A 15,454-nucleotide genomic window follows, 5' to 3' on the forward strand; every position below is an offset into this window, starting at 1 on the left:
GCCCCACCCCGTCAATCCCGGTTTGTCACTGGTTCCGTTTACTGTCGGTGCATGGCAGGCACGCACGGCACCGCACACGGCGCAGCACACGGACGCGGACCGGAACACACACGCAGCGAAGCACACGACCATGACGCGCCCTACGACACGGCGGCCACCGAACGCTGGGCGCCCGAGCCCGACAAGCGCCCGGGACGCACCGCCTTCCAGCGTGACCGCGCGCGCGTGCTGCACTCCGCCGCGCTGCGCCGCCTGGCGGGCAAGACCCAGGTGGTCACGCCGGGCACGCGCAGCCAGGTGTGGGACGCCAGCCCCCGCACCCGTCTCACACACTCCCTGGAGTGCGCCCAGGTGGGCCGCGAGCTGGGCGCCGCGCTCGGCTGCGACCCGGACCTGGTGGAGACCGCCTGCCTCTCGCACGACCTCGGCCACCCGCCCTTCGGGCACAACGGCGAGCAGGCGCTCAATGAATTCGCCGAGGACTGCGGCGGATTCGAGGGCAACGCACACTCGCTGCGGCTGCTGACCCGTATCGAACCCAAGCGGTTCGTACGCTCCGAAGCCACGGGCGAGCTCGTCAGCGTAGGGCTCAACCTCAGCCGCGCCGCCCTGGACGCCGCCACCAAGTACCCCTGGCCGCGCGGAGCTCACCCCAGCGATCCGGAGTCGCACAAGTTCGGGGTGTACGACGACGACCGGCCCGTCTTCGAGTGGATCCGCAAGGGCGCCCCCGCGCACCGCACCTGCTTCGAGGCGCAGGTCATGGACTGGTCCGACGACGTGGCGTACTCGGTGCACGACGTCGAGGATGGACTGCACGCGGGCCATGTCGACCCCAACTGCCTGCACGCGGAGCCCGAGCGGCAGGAGATCTTCGCCGTGGCGATCGGGCGTTACGTCCCCGAGGGCACCGATCCGGCCGAGCTCTCCGCGGCTCTCGACCGCCTTCTGGAGCAGGAGTGGTGGCCGCACGGCTATGACGGCTCGGCGGTCGCGCAGGCCCGGCTCAAGGACGCCACCAGCCAGTTGATCGGCCGCTTCTGTCTCGCCGCGGAGGGCGCCACGCGCGCGAAGTACGGCAACGGCCGTCTCACGCGTTACGCGGCGGAGCTCGTCGTACCGATCGAAACCCGCCATGAATGCGCCGTGTTGAAGGCCGTGGCCGACCGCTATGTGATGCAGCGGGACGAGCAGGAACGGCTGCGCGCGGACCAGCGGATCGTGATCGCCGAGCTGGCCGCGGCCCTCACCGCGCGGGCCCCGGAAGGTCTCGACCCGCAGTTCCGGGCCCTGTTCGACACCGCGGACGGCGACATGGCCCGTAAGCGTGTCGTCGTCGACCAGATCGCGGCCCTCACCGATGCCTCGGCCCGCTCGTTGCACGCCCGCCTCACGCAGGCACGGTCCTGACGGCAACTGCCGTACGCACATGATGGGATTGAGCCACGTCCGGGTGACGACCTCTTCCCCCGTTACGCTCCGTGCGGGACGCTCGCAGGTGGCGGCCACGCTGCGTGCGGGACGCCCGCAAGTGGCGGCAAGGTTGTGAGGAGGCATCAAGTGGTCGACGCGGATCAGACGTTCGTCATCGTCGGAGGCGGCCTGGCCGGGGCCAAGGCGGCCGAAACCCTTCGTGCGGAGGGGTTCACCGGCCGAGTGATTCTCATCTGTGACGAGCGCGACCACCCCTATGAGCGGCCTCCGCTCTCCAAGGGCTACCTCCTCGGCAAGGAGGAGCGCGACAGCGTCTTCGTGCACGAACCCGCCTGGTACGCACAGCACGACATCGAACTGCACCTGGGCCTGCCCGCTGTCGCCATCGACCGCGACAACAAGGCGGTAGGCCTGGGCGACGGCACTCATGTCCGCTACGACAAGCTGCTGCTCGCCACCGGTGCCGAGCCGCGCCGTCTGGACATTCCGGGCACCGACCTCGCGGGCGTGCACCATCTGCGCCGTATCGCGCACGCCGAGCGCCTCAAGGGCGTACTCGCCGCCCTCGGCCGTGACAACGGCCATCTGGTGATCGCCGGCGCCGGCTGGATCGGCCTGGAGGTCGCGGCCGCGGCCCGCTCCTATGGCGCCGAGGTCACCATCGTGGAGCCCGAGCCCACCCCGCTGCACGCCGTGCTCGGCCCCGAGATCGGGCGCCTCTTCGCGGATCTGCACCAAGAGCACGGCGTCCGCTTCCACTTCGGCGCCGGCCTCACCGAGATCACAGGCCAGGACGGCATGGTGCTCGCGGCGCACACCGACGACGGCGAGGAGCACCCCGCGCACGACGTACTCGCCGCCATCGGCGCAGCCCCGCGCACCGCGCTCGCCGAGGCCGCGGGCCTCGCCCTGGTGCCCCGTGGGGACGGCGGCGGCATCGCCGTCGACCCGAGCCTGCGCACCTCCGACCCGGACATCTTCGCGGCGGGTGACGCGGCCGCCGCCCACCACCCGCTCTTCGGTTCACGGCTGCGCGTCGAGCACTGGGCCAACGCCCTGAACAGCGGCCCGGCCGCCGCGCGCGCGATGCTCGGCCAGGACGTGACGTACGACCGCGTGCCCTACTTCTTCTCCGACCAGTACGACGTCGGCCTGGAGTTCTCCGGCTGGGCGCCCCCGGGCACCTACGACCAGGTGGTGATCAGGGGCGACGCGGGCAAGCGCGAGTTCATCGCCTTCTGGCTGTCCGAAGGACGGGTCCTCGCGGGCATGAACGTCAACGTATGGGATGTGACCGGGCCCATTCAGGCAATGATCAAGGCCGGTGCCCGCCCCGACCTGGAGCGCCTCGCGGACCCGTCGGTTCCGCTGGACTCACTCCTGGACACCTGACAGGACTCCCGGCCCGGCAGCTCACAAGAGTCCGGGCCCGGCGCCCGAGCGGACACCTGCCCTGACTGTCACAGCCGCCCCGTAGAATTCACGCGTGGCTGGCAGGATCAATGACGAGGACGTGAAGGCTGTTCGGGACGCGGTCCCGATCGACGCCGTCGTGTCCGAGTACCTCCAGCTGCGCAATGCCGGCGGCGGCAATCTGAAGGGCCTGTGCCCCTTCCACGACGAGAAGTCCCCGTCCTTCCAGGTCAGCCCGAGCAAGGGGCTCTTCCACTGCTTCGGCTGCCAGGAAGGCGGCGACACGATCGCCTTCGTGATGAAGATCGATCATCTCTCCTTCTCCGAGACGGTCGAGCGCCTCGCCGCCCAGGCGGGCATCACGCTGCGGTACGAAGAGGGCGGGTACAACCCCTCGCACCAGCGCGGCGAGCGCATCCGCCTGGTCGAGGCACACAAGATCGCCGCACAGTTCTATGTGGAGCAGCTGGACAGCCCCGAGGCGGAGATCGGCCGCAAGTTCCTCGCCGAGCGCGGCTTCGACCAGGCCGCGGCCGCGCACTTCGGCGTGGGGTACAGCCCCGCGGGCTGGGACCATCTCACGCGCTATCTGCGCGGCAAGGGCTTCACCGACAAGGAGCTCACCCTCTCCGGCCTCTCCCAGGAGGGCCGCCGCGGTCCCATCGACCGCTTCCGCGGCCGGCTGATGTGGCCGATCAGGGATATCTCCGGCGAAGTGGTCGGCTTCGGTGCCCGCAAGCTCCGCGACGACGACAACGGCCCGAAGTACCTCAACACGCCCGAGACGGCGATCTACAAGAAGGGCCAGGTCCTCTACGGCATCGACCTCGCCAAGAAGGAGATCGCCAAGACCTCCCGCGCGGTCGTCGTCGAGGGCTACACCGACGTGATGGCCTGCCATCTCGCCGGCGTCACCACCGCCATCGCCACCTGCGGCACGGCCTTCGGCGGCGACCACATCAAGATCCTCCGCAGGCTCCTGATGGACAACGGCTCGGCCCGGGTGATCTTCACCTTCGACGGCGACGCGGCCGGCCAGAAAGCCGCCCTGCGCGCCTTCGAGGACGACCAGAAGTTCGCCGCCGAGACCTATATCGCCATCGCCCCCGACGGCATGGACCCCTGCGACCTGCGCCTGGCCAAGGGCGACGAGGCCGTCTCCGACCTGGTCGAACCCCGCACCCCGCTCTTCGAGTTCGCCCTGCGCCAGATCGTCAGCCGCTATGACCTGGAGACCCCCGCGGGACGCGCGTCCGCCCTCGACGAGGCGGCGCCCATCGTGGCCCGGATCAAGAACAGCGGCGCGCAGCACGAAGTGGCCGTCCAGCTGGCCGGCATGCTCGGCATCCTGGACACCCAGTTCGTGGTCAAGCGCGTGGGCCAGCTGGCCCGTTGGGCCCGTGACCGCGGCGGCCGCGGCCCCGCGCAGCAGCAGCCCCGCACCCCGCAGACATACGACCAGGCGCCCCGCCCCACCGGCGGCCCGGCCCTGAACCTGCGCAGCCCCGCCCACCGCACCGAGCGCGAGCTGCTCAAACTCGCCCTGCAGCACCCCCAGTTGGTCTCCCCGGCCTTCGATGCCTACGGAGTGGACGAGTTCACCGCCCCGCCCTATGCCGCGGTCCGCGAGGCCATCGCGTACGCGGGCGGCGCCGAGCAGGGCGTGCAGGACCCCTCCGGCTATCTCGCGCGCGTCCGCGAGGCCGCGCCCGACGACACGGTGCGCGCCATGGTGACCGAGCTCGCCGTCGAGGCGATCATGCGCAAGACGGTCGACGAGGTGTACGGCGGCGAGCAGCTCGTCCAGGTCCGCCTGCGCGCCGTGGACCGCCGTGTGCGCGACCTCCAGGGCAGCTTCGCCCGCCTCGGCCCGCACGCGGATCCCGATCAACTCGCCGCCGCGCAGAACGAGTTGTGGGTCCTGCAGCAGTACGGCAGAGCCTTGCGGGAGCGCGGCGCAGACGCCCTGTGACGCCTGGCCCATAGGTACTACGCAGGGTGTCGGAATCGCCACCCGAACCCGCATACGGGTTTACGACATGGGTAACCGGGCGGTCACGGACCGGACTCAAAAAGTGCCCGCACGCCCCTCGTGGCGGGGATGTGTCGTACTCCACACTGGGGGCGGTGCCTGAGTCTTCGGAGCGCGGCCGGCCCACCGGGCGTGGGCCCGACAACCCCGCGGATCCGCTCATTGATTACGGGACGGACGGCGGCGCGGCCGCCGGTACCGCCCCGGACGTACCGCTGCCGTACACCCCCGATACGGCAGCGATCACCCTGGAGGTCGCCCCCGTGCAGACCCAGACCCAGACGTTGACGCAACCCACTCCCGATGCGGAATCCGACACCCCCTCCGATGCCGGGGCCACGGCCACGGACGTCATGACGGCTGTGCCGCCGCAGTCCCGCCTCGTCCACCACCCTGAGGTGGGCCCCGTCCCCGCCGCGCCGGAACAGCACACGCCGCCTGCGCAAGCCGCCGAAGCGACGGCGGACCCGGTGGCGGCGGACACGGTGGAAACGGAAGCGGAGCCGGAGTCCGAGGCTCCCGAGCCCCCCGAACCACGGGCCAAGCCGGAGACCGGCGGTCCCTCGTCGGACCTGTTCCGTCAGTACCTGCGCGAGATCGGCAGAATCCCGCTGCTCACCGCGGCGGAGGAGGTGGAGCTCGCCCGTCGCGTCGAGGCCGGGCTCTTCGCCGAGGAGAGGCTGACGCGCAGCGCCGACCTGGACACCGAACTCGCCCTGGACCTCGACAAGTTGGTGGTCATGGGCCGGATGGCGAAGCGCCGTCTGATCGAGGCCAACCTACGGCTCGTGGTGTCCGTCGCCAAGCGCTACGTAGGCCGCGGACTGACCATGCTCGACCTGGTCCAGGAGGGCAACCTCGGCCTGATCAGGGCGGTCGAGAAGTTCGACTACGCCCGCGGCTACAAGTTCTCCACCTATGCCACCTGGTGGATCCGCCAGGCGATGTCCCGCGCGCTGGCCGACCAGGCCCGCACCATCCGGGTGCCGGTGCATGTGGTGGAGCTGATCAACCGCGTCGTCCGCGTCCAGCGCCGCATGCTGCAGGAACGCGGCTATGAACCCACGCCCGAAGAGGTCGCCGCCCATCTCGACCTGCCGCACGAGCGGGTCAGCGAGGTGCTGCGCCTGGCTCAGGAGCCCGTCTCCCTGCACGCCCCGGTGGGCGAGGAGGACGATGTGGCGCTCGGCGACCTGATCGAGGACGGCGACGCCGCAAGTCCCGTGGAATCAGCGGCGTTTCTGCTGCTGCGCGAGCACCTGGAGGCGGTCCTCTCGACTCTCGGCGAGCGCGAACGCAAGGTCGTGCAGCTGCGCTACGGCCTGGTGGACGGCCGCCCGCGCACCCTGGAGGAGATCGGCCGGATCTTCGGCGTGACCCGGGAGCGGATCCGCCAGATCGAGTCCAAGACCCTCAACAAACTCCGTGACCACGCCTTCGCGGACCAGCTCAGGGGCTATCTGGACTGACAGCGGCCCGGCACCGCGGAGGTACCGGGCCACTGCGAGCACGCCGCTCGACTGCGCACGCGCGACCACTCAGTTGACCTCGACGACCGCCTCGGCGAACTGCGCCTTGTACAGCCGTGTGTACGCGCCACCGGCCGCCAACAGGGCCTCGTGGGTGCCCTGTTCGACGATCGAGCCGTCCTCCATCACCAGGATCGTGTCGGCGTCCCGGATGGTGGAGAGCCGGTGCGCGATCACAAAGGACGTACGGCCGTGCGCGAGCCGTGCCATGGCCTTCTGGATCAGCACTTCGGTTCGGGTGTCGACGGAGCTGGTGGCCTCGTCGAGCACCAGGATCACCGGGTCGGACAGGAAGGCCCGGGCGATGGTGATGAGCTGCTTCTCGCCGGCGCTCACCCCGGTGCCCTCGTCGTCGATGACGGTGTCGTAGCCCTCGGGCAGGGTGCGGATGAACCGGTCGGCGTGCGCGGCCCGCGCCGCCTCCTCGACCTCCTCACGGGTGACGCCCACCCGTCGCCCGCCACCGCCCTTGTCCGAGGCGCTGCGCGCCGCCCCTTCCGATTCCGCGCCGTACGCGATGTTCTCCGCGATGGTCCCGCCGAACAGCCAGGTGTCCTGGAGCACCATGCCGATCCCGGCGCGCAGTTCGTCGCGGGACATCTTCGCGACGTCGACGCCGTCGAGGGTGATCCGGCCGCCGGTGACCTCGTAGAACCGCAGCAGCAGATTGACCAGGGTGGTCTTGCCCGCGCCGGTCGGACCGACGATCGCGACGGTGTGCCCGGGGTCCACCGCGAGGGACAGATCCTCGATCAGCGGCTTGTCCTCCTCGTACCGGAACGAGACATGCTCGAACCCGACGTGGCCGCGCAGCCGTGCGGGACGCTCGCCCGGCACCGGGTCGGCCTCCTGCTCGTCGGCGTCGAGGAGTTCGAAGATCCGCTCGGCCGACGCGACCCCGGACTGCACCAGGTTCGCCATCGAGGCGACCTGTGTGAGCGGCATCGAGAACTGCCGCGAGTACTGGATGAAGGCCTGCACATCACCGATCGACAACGCGCCGGACGCGACCCGCAGACCGCCCACCACGGCGACGAGGACGTAGTTGAGGTTGGAGATGAAGAACATCAGCGGCTGCATGATGCCGCTGTTGAACTGGGCCTTGAACCCCGCCTCGTAGAGCGCGTCGTTGTGCTCCGCGAAGATCTTCGCGGACTCCTCCTGCCGCCCGAACACCTTCACCAGGGCGTGCCCGGTGTACATCTCCTCGACATGGGCGTTGACCTTGCCGGTGGAGCGCCACTGCTGCACGAACTGCGGCTGCGACCGCTTGCCGACCCTCGTCGCCACGAAGAACGACAGCGGCACCGTGATCAGCGCGACCAGGGCGAGCAGCGGCGAGATCCAGAACATCATCACCAGGACGCCGACGATGGTGAGCAGTGAGTTGATCAGCTGCCCCATGGACTGCTGCAGGGTCTGGCCGATGTTGTCGATGTCGTTGGTGGCGCGGCTGAGCACCTCGCCGCGCTGGCGCTTGTCGAAGTACGACAGCGGAAGCCGCGACATCTTCGTCTGGATGTCCTCGCGCATCCGGAACACGGTCAGGTTGACCGCCCGGTTCACCAGGCGCGTCGCCACCGCCATCAGCAGCCCCGCGGCCAGGAACACCCCGAGCGCGAGCAGCAGCACCTCGCCGACGGCGTCGAAGTCGATGCCCTGGCCCGGGGTGAAGTCCGTGCCCGAGAGCATGTCGGCGATGCCGTCGTCACCGCGCTCCCGCATGGAGTCGAGTACCTGCTCCTTGGTGGCGCCCGCGGGCATGTCACGTCCGACGATGCCCGCGAAGATCAGGTCGGTGGCCTTGCCGAGGATCTTCGGCCCGACCACTGAGAGCGCCACGCTCAGCACCACGGCGAGGAGCATGGCGTACATCGTCATCTTCTGCGGCTTGAACTGGGCGAGCAGCCGCTTGCCCGAGCCCTTGAAGTCCATGGACCGCTGATCGGGGCCGCCCCCGGCCATCATCCGCCCTGCCGGCCCGGCCATCAGGCTGCCTCCGCTTCCGTGAGCTGGGAGAGCACGATCTCCCTGTAGGTCTCATTGGTGTCCATCAGCTCGTGGTGCCGTCCGGTGCCGACGACCCGGCCCTCGTCCAGGACCACGATCCGGTCGGCGTCCCTGATCGTCGACACACGCTGGGCGACGATCACCACGGTGGCCTCGGCGGTCTCATGCGAGAGCGCGGCCCGCAGCGCCGCGTCCGTCGCGTAGTCGAGCGCCGAGAACGAGTCGTCGAAGAGATAGATCTCCGGGCGCTGCACCAGGGTCCGCGCGATGGCGAGCCGCTGGCGCTGACCGCCGGAGACATTCGTTCCGCCTTGCGCGATGGGGGAGTTGAGGCCGTTCTCCAGCCGCTCCACGAACTCCTTGGCCTGCGCCACCTCGAGCGCGTGCCACAGTTCCTCGTCGGTGGCGTCCGGATTGCCGTAGCGCAGATTGGTCGCGACGGTCCCGGAGAACAGATAGGGCTTCTGCGGTACGAGGCCCACGGTGCGGGCGAGCAGCGCGGGTTCGAGGGTGCGTACGTCCACACCGTCCACCAGGACCTGTCCCTCGGTGGCGTCGAAGAGCCGCGGCACGAGCCCGAGAAGCGTCGACTTGCCGCTGCCGGTCGAGCCGATCACGGCCGTGGTCTCACCGGGACGGGCCACCACGTCGATGGACTTGAGCACCGGCTCCTCGGCGCCCGGATAGGCGAACCCGGCCCCGCGCACCTCCAGATGACCGTGCCGGCGCAGCTCACGCACCGGGTCCTTCGGCGGCACCACGCTGGACGAGGTGGCGAGCACCTCCTGGATCCGCTCGGCGCAGACCTCGGCGCGCGGCACCATCATGAACATGAAGGTGGCCATCATCACGGACATCACGATCTGCATCAGATACGCGAGGAACGCGGTCAGCGCACCGATCTCCATGCCGCCGCTGTCGATGCGATGGGCACCGAACCAGACCACCGCGATGGACGAGACGTTCACCACCGTCATGACGATGGGGAACATCAGGGCGAGCAGACGTCCGGTGCCGAGCGAGACATCGGTCAGCTCGGTGTTGGCGCCCTTGAAGCGCTCCTTCTCATACGAGTCCCGCACGAAGGCCCTGATCACGCGGTTGCCGGTGATCTGCTCGCGCAGTACCCGGTTCACGGTGTCGAGCCGCTCCTGCATGGTCCTGAACAGCGGCCGAAGGCGCCGCACGATCAGGCTGACCGCGATGCCGAGCACCGGCACGACCGCGACGAGGACCGTGGACAGCTGTACGTCGAGGCTGAGCGCCATCACGATGCCGCCGACGCACATGATCGGCGCCGACACCATCAGCGTGAACGTCATCAGGGCCAGCATCTGGACCTGCTGGACGTCATTGGTGGTCCGGGTGATCAGCGAAGGTGCCCCGAAGTGCCCGACCTCGCGCGCCGAGAACGACTGCACCCGGTCGAAGATCCCGGCCCGGATGTCCCGGCCGAGCGCGGCCGCGGTGCGGGCGCCGTAGTAGACGGCGCCGATGTTGCACACCACCTGCACCACGGTGACCCCGACCATGAGGGCACCGAAGGTGAGGATGTAGCCCGTGTCCCCCTTCACGACACCGCGGTCGATGATGTCGGCGTTGAGGGTGGGCAGATACAGAGTGGCGGAGGTCTGCAGGAACTGCAGCAGCACCAGCCAGGCTATGGAGTTCTTGTACGGAGCGAGATAAGTCCGCAGGAGTCGTATGAGCACGCGATACCCATCGCAGAAGCCGGAGGGAGTGTTTCAAACGGGTCACCCCATCCTGCGACACTCCACCGAGCAGAGCTCAACCGAATAACTCAAGGACCGGTCAAGAAAACCGCCCCCACCAGCTTCCCGTGGACCTCCCGAGGGCCCCCGCGGATCAGCCGGAGAACGCCCCGGGATGGGTCTGCTCCCGCACCGCCACGTACTGCTGTCGCACCGCCTGCCCCACGGCGAGCTCCTCGCCCGGCTCGAATACCTGCGCCGCCGCGCCTTGCCACGCGGGTGGCATTTGGGTGTCGAGGGTGCCCTGCGAGACACCGAGCGCCCACGCCGCCTGCCGCGCCGCACCGAGTGCCGCGTAGTCGGCCGGTTGGGGGACGACGACCTGTGCGCCGAACAGCATCGGCGCCGCGGCCTGCACCGCGGGCAGCTCGGCGGCGGGACCGATCAGGAACACCCGTCGCACCTCCACCCCGCGCTCGCGCAGCACGTTCAGGGCGTCCGCGAGCGAGCACAGCATGCCCTCGAACGCGGCCCGCGCCAGGTGCTCCGGCTTCATCGACTCCCGCCGCAGACCGCTCAGGGTGCCCGCGGTGTGCGGGAGCTGCGGGGTGCGCTCGCCCTCCAGATAGGGGAGCAGCACCAGACCGTGCGCGCCGGGAGTGGACTTCATGGCCAGCTGAGAAAGCCCGTCCAGGTCGGTACCGAGCAGCTCCGCCGTCCCGCGCAGGGCCCGTACGGCGTTCAGCGTGTGCACCACCGGCAGATGCATACCGGTCGCGTCGGCGAGTGACGTGATCATCCCGTGCGGATCGGCGAGCGCCTCGTGGTGCACCGCCATCACGGATCCGGAGGCGCCGAGGGACACCACGGCGTCGCCGACCCCGATACCGAGGCCGAGCGCGGCGGCCATCGTCTCGCCGGTGCCCGCGGAGATCAGCAGCCCCTCGGGCGTCGTGCCCGCCGCCTGCGCCGGGCCGATCACCTCGGGCAGCGCGGTCTGGTGCCCGAGCGCCAGCTCCACCAGATCAGGACGGTACGACGCGCTCACCGCCGACCAGTAGCCCGTACCCGAAGCGCCGCCGCGGTCCGCGGTCCGCCGCACCGGGCGCCCGAGCAGCTGCCACACCAGCCAGTCATGGGCCTGCAGCACCATCGCGGTGCGCTTGGCCGCCTCCGGCTCCGCCTTCGCCAGCCAGCGCAGCTTCGTCACCGGCTGCGCCGCCTGCGGTACGACGCCCACGGCCTCGGCCCAGGCCTGCCGGCCGCCGAGCGCGTCGATCAGATCGACGGCCGCGACCTGCGCCCGCTTGTCGCCGCCGACCATCGCGGGGCGCACGGTGCCGCCCTGCGCGTCCAGCGGGACGACCGCGTTCTGCTGTGCCGATACGCCGATCGCCTGCACGCCCTCGAGCAGCCCGCCCGTGGCGGCCTCCCCGAGCGAGAGCAGCCAGGCCTGCGGATCCACGTCCGATGGCCTGCCCTCCAACGGATGCGGTGCATATCCCTGCCTGATCACGGCACCGGTGTCGGTGTCGCAGACGACGATGCGTGTGGCCTCAGGCGAGCTGTCCAGACCGGCGACTATCCCCATACCCAAGATTTTGCCCTACCGCGAGCGCGCCCCGGGCCGCCGGAAGGCACTCAGTGCCCGCCGAGGCGCGGGGCGCGCACCGCCACCGGCGGCCGGCGGCGGCTGGGTTCGCAGGCAGAAGGCCTGGCGGGGCTAGGTATTGCTGGTGCCCCAGTCGTCCTCGCCGCCCTGACTCTTCTCGCGCAGCGAACGCACCCGCTCGGCCACCGAGTCCGGAACCTTGTCGCCGACCTTGTCGCTCACCGTCGCGAAGGCCTTGCCCGCGAACTCCCGGCCGCTCTGTGTCGCCGACTCCACCGTGTTGCGCACGGCCGGGTTCTGCGCGACCTGACGGGCGGACTTCTTCAGCTGCTCGTAACGCTCCCGCCCGGCCCGTGTGCCGATCACGTAGCCCAGGGCCAGTCCCGCGACGAACGTGAGCTTGTACCGCATGGCTGCCACCCTTCCCTTGAGTCCGGTGCAGGGCGCCTACCCGATACCGATTGGCGGAGCACCCCCCTGCTTGCGCTAATGTATGTGTCGCAGCGAACGCGCGCCGCCCGGGAAACCCCAGGCAGGTGACTTCGTTGCGACGGGACAATCCCCTGTAGCTCAATTGGCAGAGCAGCCGGCTGTTAACCGGCAGGTTACTGGTTCGAGTCCAGTCGGGGGAGCTCGGTCTCCTGTAGCTCAATTGGCAGAGCAGCCGGCTGTTAACCGGCAGGTTACTGGTTCGAGTCCAGTCGGGAGAGCTTCGCAAAAAGGACCCCTCGGGGTCCTTTTTCGTGTGCGGTGGAACCGCGCGCGCGGCAGTGAAGTCCTCAAGGTCGAGAGCAGCCGTGCAGAGCCGACCATCCGACGCAGGAGATCGTATGAGCGGCTATGCTGCGGCAGACGGCGCGTACATGTGTACGCGACACGCCGTTCCGGGGCGGTAGCTCAGCCGGTTAGAGCAGCGGACTCATAATCCGTCGGCCGTGGGTTCGAGTCCCACCCGCCCCACTTGAGTGTCAGTACGAAGAAACGTTCTGACCTGCGGTTATGTGACCCTGAGGGGTGCCGCGTAAACGCGATATCCTCAATTCACCCGTTGACCAAGATCGAGTGGGCAACTCGGTGGACGCGGCGGGGTCCGAGGCGTGCGCGGGTCTGTACGTGAGCCTGCGATGCGTCGCGGAGTGCCTCGGATGCTCCAGGGGGAGGTGCGGCCCCGCCCCGGAGGCGTCACGGAGGTTGTACGGGAGTGGCATGACCTGTGTGATCGCTGGCATGCCGTCTTGGGCGCGGCGCGGCACATTGCTTGCACCCCTGGGTGAGGTGGACGCGCTCCGTGAGGTTGACGTGCGCGAGGCTGCTGTTGTCGAGGCTTCCTGTCCGGTGTGGGGGAGTAGCGATTGACTGCGACTGCACGTTCCTCTCCCTTCTCTGTCTGCTTCGGGGTTGTCGGCCGGCAATCGGAAGGCCTTGTGCCCGTCGGCGGGCCGTTGCGGTAGGCGGAGTCGCGGGCGCTGCCGGGGACGGCGACGCGCACCGAGTCGCCGATCTGGTGCATGGAGTTGGCCAGTGTCGAACCGGCGCTCACCACGGCGGCGGGCAGTGAGCCGAGGGTGGTGGGTGCGGTGTGTGATGGTCACCCTGCTTGTCGTCACGGTCGCTGCGGTGATGGTGGCAACCGGCGCATGGTGACTCCAATGTGACCAGATGGGCCGCGGCTGGGAGGGTTCGGGGAGGCGCCGTGGCAGTAATGTGGAGTGCCCTTCCCGTGGGGTGAAGGTTCCGAGTTCATGCGACATGGACAGCCCGTTGAACGGGCGTGCGTCAGCTGCAATTCGCGACCGGTATCTCCTCGCGCCCACAACCGGCGCTCCAGCGAGCCCGCCACCGCGGTTCGCAGCACCCCGAGACGACTCTGCCTACTCGGAACTCATCTCTCAACACCTCCGCTGTCACGGCTGTTGCCAAGGCAGCGGTCGCCGGGGCAGGAAGCTCGGCGCGAGCATCGGAGGCCGCGCTCCCACGAGCCGGGCGAGGTCGTGTGTAACGGATGGTGGTCCGGTAGTCGGCGCCCATGGAGTGTGCGCCGTCGCTGCGTGCAGGCGCGACTGCCTCACGGGGGAGTTGAGCCGTCCCAGGCATCGCGCCCTCAGGCAGGAGCACCTTGGTCCAGCGTCGGCCGAGGTCGCCGTCCGGCCATCTCCCGGCCGGCTCCGGGCGGCCGGCTTGCAAGAGCCCCGCGCGCTGCGGTCCCGGGCAGCTGTGAGTTCTGCCGTCGACCATGGATCACCGGGCGCTCGTGGCCCGCTGACGAATGGCGGGATAGCGGCGTTCGGCCTTCCTTGCGGAGGGGCGGTCGTGGTTAGGCTGCCGTCATCGGGTCGGGACCCCGCCGCAAGCACTTGTCGTGCACTGTGACGAGAGGGTCCCGTGTATGCACGCGTTCCTGGGCCTCGCAGACCGACTGTGGTCGGCTGCCGACCGGTTGACCAGCCCGCTCGCGCTCGGCGACTACCTCGGCCTGGTCGACCCGCTCCTCTCCCCCGCTTTCCGGCGGGACGCGTGACGGCCGTACGGGCGGAGACCGCAGACGCCACCACCCTCGCCATCAGGCCGGGGCGCGGCTGGTCGGGCCACCGGGCCGGGCAGTACCTGCCCGTCGGCGTACAGATTGATGGCGTACGGTGCTGGCGCACCTACTCCCTCACCTCCCCTCCAGGCGGCAGCAGCGGGTTGCTGACGATCACCGTCAAGGCCACGACGAGCGGGCTGGTGTCCCCGGTCTGCTCGCCGTCGGAGAGGCGGCGGGCGTACGGATGCCGTACGGCTGTCGGCGCGGTATCTGCTTCGGCTGTCTCACGCCGGTGACGTACGGCCTCGTACAGCCTCGTACGGGACCTGCGGACCGGCGAACTGCGCGACCGTACCGGCCAGTTGATCCAGACCTGCGTCTCGGCCGCGGCCGGACCGCTGACTCTCGGCGCCTGGCCACGCAAGGAGTCCACGTGACCGCAACCGCCGTCGAACCCACCGAGACCACCCCCGGCGAAGATCCGAGTGAGGCTTTCGGTGAGGAACTCGACCGGATACGTGCCGATGTTCTCGCCGCACGGGGCGCCGAGGACGCCCGCTACATCCACGCCGTGATCGCCACCCAGCGGGGCCTGGAGGCGGGCGGCCGGCTCGCCCTGGCCGTCTCGCTCCTGCCGCCCGCCTGGATCGCGGGCACCACCATGCTCTCCGTCGCCAAGATCCTGGAGAACATGGAGCTGGGCCACAACGTCCTGCACGGCCAGTGGGACTGGATGGGCGACCCGGCCATTCACTCGACCACCTGGGAGTGGGACTTCCTCACCCCCGCCGACGCCTGGAAACACACCCACAACCACCTCCACCACACCTGGACCAACGTCGTCGACCGTGACCGGGACCTCGGATACACCGTCTTCCGGTTGAGCGAGGAACAGGACTGGCGGCCGCGCCATCTCGCCCAGCCGCTCTACAACTTCGTGCTCGCGCCCCTCTTCGAGTGGGGCATCGCGCTGTACGACCTGGAGCCCGACGCCGTCGCCGCCGGCCGCAAGTCATGGCGTTCCTTCGCGGCCGATCTGACCGGATTCCTCACCAAGGCCGCTCGCCAACTGGGCAAGGACTATGTGCTGTTCCCACTGCTCGCCGGGCCTTCCGCGCTGCCCTGCCTGCTCGGGAACCTCACCGCCAACACGGCACGCAACCTCTGGTCGCACACCGTCATCTTCTG

The 15,454-nt window shown here is 69.6% G+C and carries 11 protein-coding genes and 3 tRNA genes; 10 read left to right on the forward strand and 4 right to left on the reverse strand.

Annotation, left to right across the window (positions count from 1 at the left end):
- Window positions 1–51 precede the first annotated feature (51 nt).
- From ACFQVC_RS15840 to ACFQVC_RS15855, 4 genes are all read left to right on the forward strand, one after another.
- A complete protein-coding gene (locus ACFQVC_RS15840) occupies window positions 52–1,410 on the forward strand; it encodes a deoxyguanosinetriphosphate triphosphohydrolase (RefSeq protein WP_381831025.1) in 1,359 nt (452 codons plus the stop codon).
- A gap of 150 nt (window positions 1,411–1,560) precedes the next feature.
- Window positions 1,561–2,826, forward strand: coding sequence for an NAD(P)/FAD-dependent oxidoreductase (locus ACFQVC_RS15845; protein WP_381831026.1), 1,266 nt, complete (start codon window positions 1,561–1,563; stop codon window positions 2,824–2,826).
- Between the two features lie 94 nt (window positions 2,827–2,920).
- Window positions 2,921–4,819: a DNA primase gene (gene dnaG, locus ACFQVC_RS15850; protein WP_381831027.1), complete on the forward strand. Its 1,899-nt coding sequence runs from the start codon at window positions 2,921–2,923 to the stop codon at window positions 4,817–4,819.
- A 155-nt stretch (window positions 4,820–4,974) separates the two neighbouring features.
- Window positions 4,975–6,348, forward strand: a complete 1,374-nt coding sequence (locus ACFQVC_RS15855) for an RNA polymerase sigma factor (protein ID WP_381831028.1) — start codon at window positions 4,975–4,977, stop codon at window positions 6,346–6,348.
- A 69-nt stretch (window positions 6,349–6,417) separates the two neighbouring features.
- Here ACFQVC_RS15855 and ACFQVC_RS15860 read toward each other — a convergent pair whose 3' ends face one another.
- The 4 genes from ACFQVC_RS15860 to ACFQVC_RS15875 form a co-directional block, all read right to left on the reverse strand.
- Window positions 6,418–8,397 carry an ABC transporter ATP-binding protein gene (locus ACFQVC_RS15860; protein ID WP_381831029.1) on the reverse strand — a complete coding sequence of 660 codons (1,980 nt, stop codon included), beginning with the start codon at window positions 8,395–8,397 and terminating at the stop codon, window positions 6,418–6,420.
- Window positions 8,397–10,130, reverse strand: coding sequence for an ABC transporter ATP-binding protein (locus ACFQVC_RS15865; RefSeq protein ID WP_381831030.1), 1,734 nt, complete (start codon window positions 10,128–10,130; stop codon window positions 8,397–8,399). Before ACFQVC_RS15865 ends, ACFQVC_RS15860 begins: the two co-directional genes overlap by 1 nt.
- A gap of 154 nt (window positions 10,131–10,284) precedes the next feature.
- The gene (locus ACFQVC_RS15870) at window positions 10,285–11,721 is read right to left on the reverse strand and encodes an FGGY family carbohydrate kinase (RefSeq protein WP_381831031.1); all 1,437 of its coding nucleotides are present in this window, start codon (window positions 11,719–11,721) and stop codon (window positions 10,285–10,287) included.
- A 132-nt stretch (window positions 11,722–11,853) separates the two neighbouring features.
- Window positions 11,854–12,153 (reverse strand): YtxH domain-containing protein, encoded by a 300-nt coding sequence (locus ACFQVC_RS15875; protein WP_381831032.1) that lies wholly within the window; start codon window positions 12,151–12,153, stop codon window positions 11,854–11,856.
- A gap of 148 nt (window positions 12,154–12,301) precedes the next feature.
- Between ACFQVC_RS15875 and ACFQVC_RS15880 the strand changes: the two genes are divergently transcribed.
- The 6 genes from ACFQVC_RS15880 to ACFQVC_RS15905 all read left to right on the forward strand — a co-directional run.
- A tRNA-Asn gene (locus tag ACFQVC_RS15880) sits at window positions 12,302–12,374 on the forward strand.
- A gap of 5 nt (window positions 12,375–12,379) precedes the next feature.
- Window positions 12,380–12,452: transfer RNA gene (locus tag ACFQVC_RS15885), tRNA-Asn, on the forward strand.
- Window positions 12,453–12,628: 176 nt separating this feature from the next.
- A tRNA-Ile gene (locus ACFQVC_RS15890) sits at window positions 12,629–12,702 on the forward strand.
- 1,426 nt (window positions 12,703–14,128) lie between these two features.
- Window positions 14,129–14,260, forward strand: coding sequence for a hypothetical protein (locus ACFQVC_RS15895; RefSeq protein WP_381831033.1), 132 nt, complete (start codon window positions 14,129–14,131; stop codon window positions 14,258–14,260).
- Window positions 14,257–14,562 (forward strand): FAD-binding oxidoreductase, encoded by a 306-nt coding sequence (locus tag ACFQVC_RS15900; RefSeq protein ID WP_381831034.1) that lies wholly within the window; start codon window positions 14,257–14,259, stop codon window positions 14,560–14,562. Before ACFQVC_RS15895 ends, ACFQVC_RS15900 begins: the two co-directional genes overlap by 4 nt.
- 137 nt (window positions 14,563–14,699) lie before the next feature.
- On the forward strand, window positions 14,700–15,454 hold a 755-nt coding region (locus ACFQVC_RS15905; protein WP_381831035.1), incomplete at its 3' end, for a fatty acid desaturase family protein.

The sequence above is a fragment of the Streptomyces monticola genome, assembly GCF_042665355.1.
Lineage (GTDB): Bacteria > Actinomycetota > Actinomycetes > Streptomycetales > Streptomycetaceae > Streptomyces > Streptomyces monticola.

Coding starts and splice junctions, on each gene's coding strand:
- ACFQVC_RS15875 (WP_381831032.1), bottom strand. CDS start 12,153: ATGCGGTACAAGCTCACGTTCGTCGCGGGACTGGCCCTGGGCTACGTG.
- ACFQVC_RS15870 (WP_381831031.1), bottom strand. CDS start 11,721: ATGGGGATAGTCGCCGGTCTGGACAGCTCGCCTGAGGCCACACGCATC.
- ACFQVC_RS15860 (WP_381831029.1), bottom strand. CDS start 8,397: ATGGCCGGGCCGGCAGGGCGGATGATGGCCGGGGGCGGCCCCGATCAG.
- ACFQVC_RS15895 (WP_381831033.1), top strand. CDS start 14,129: ATGCACGCGTTCCTGGGCCTCGCAGACCGACTGTGGTCGGCTGCCGAC.
- ACFQVC_RS15840 (WP_381831025.1), top strand. CDS start 52: ATGGCAGGCACGCACGGCACCGCACACGGCGCAGCACACGGACGCGGA.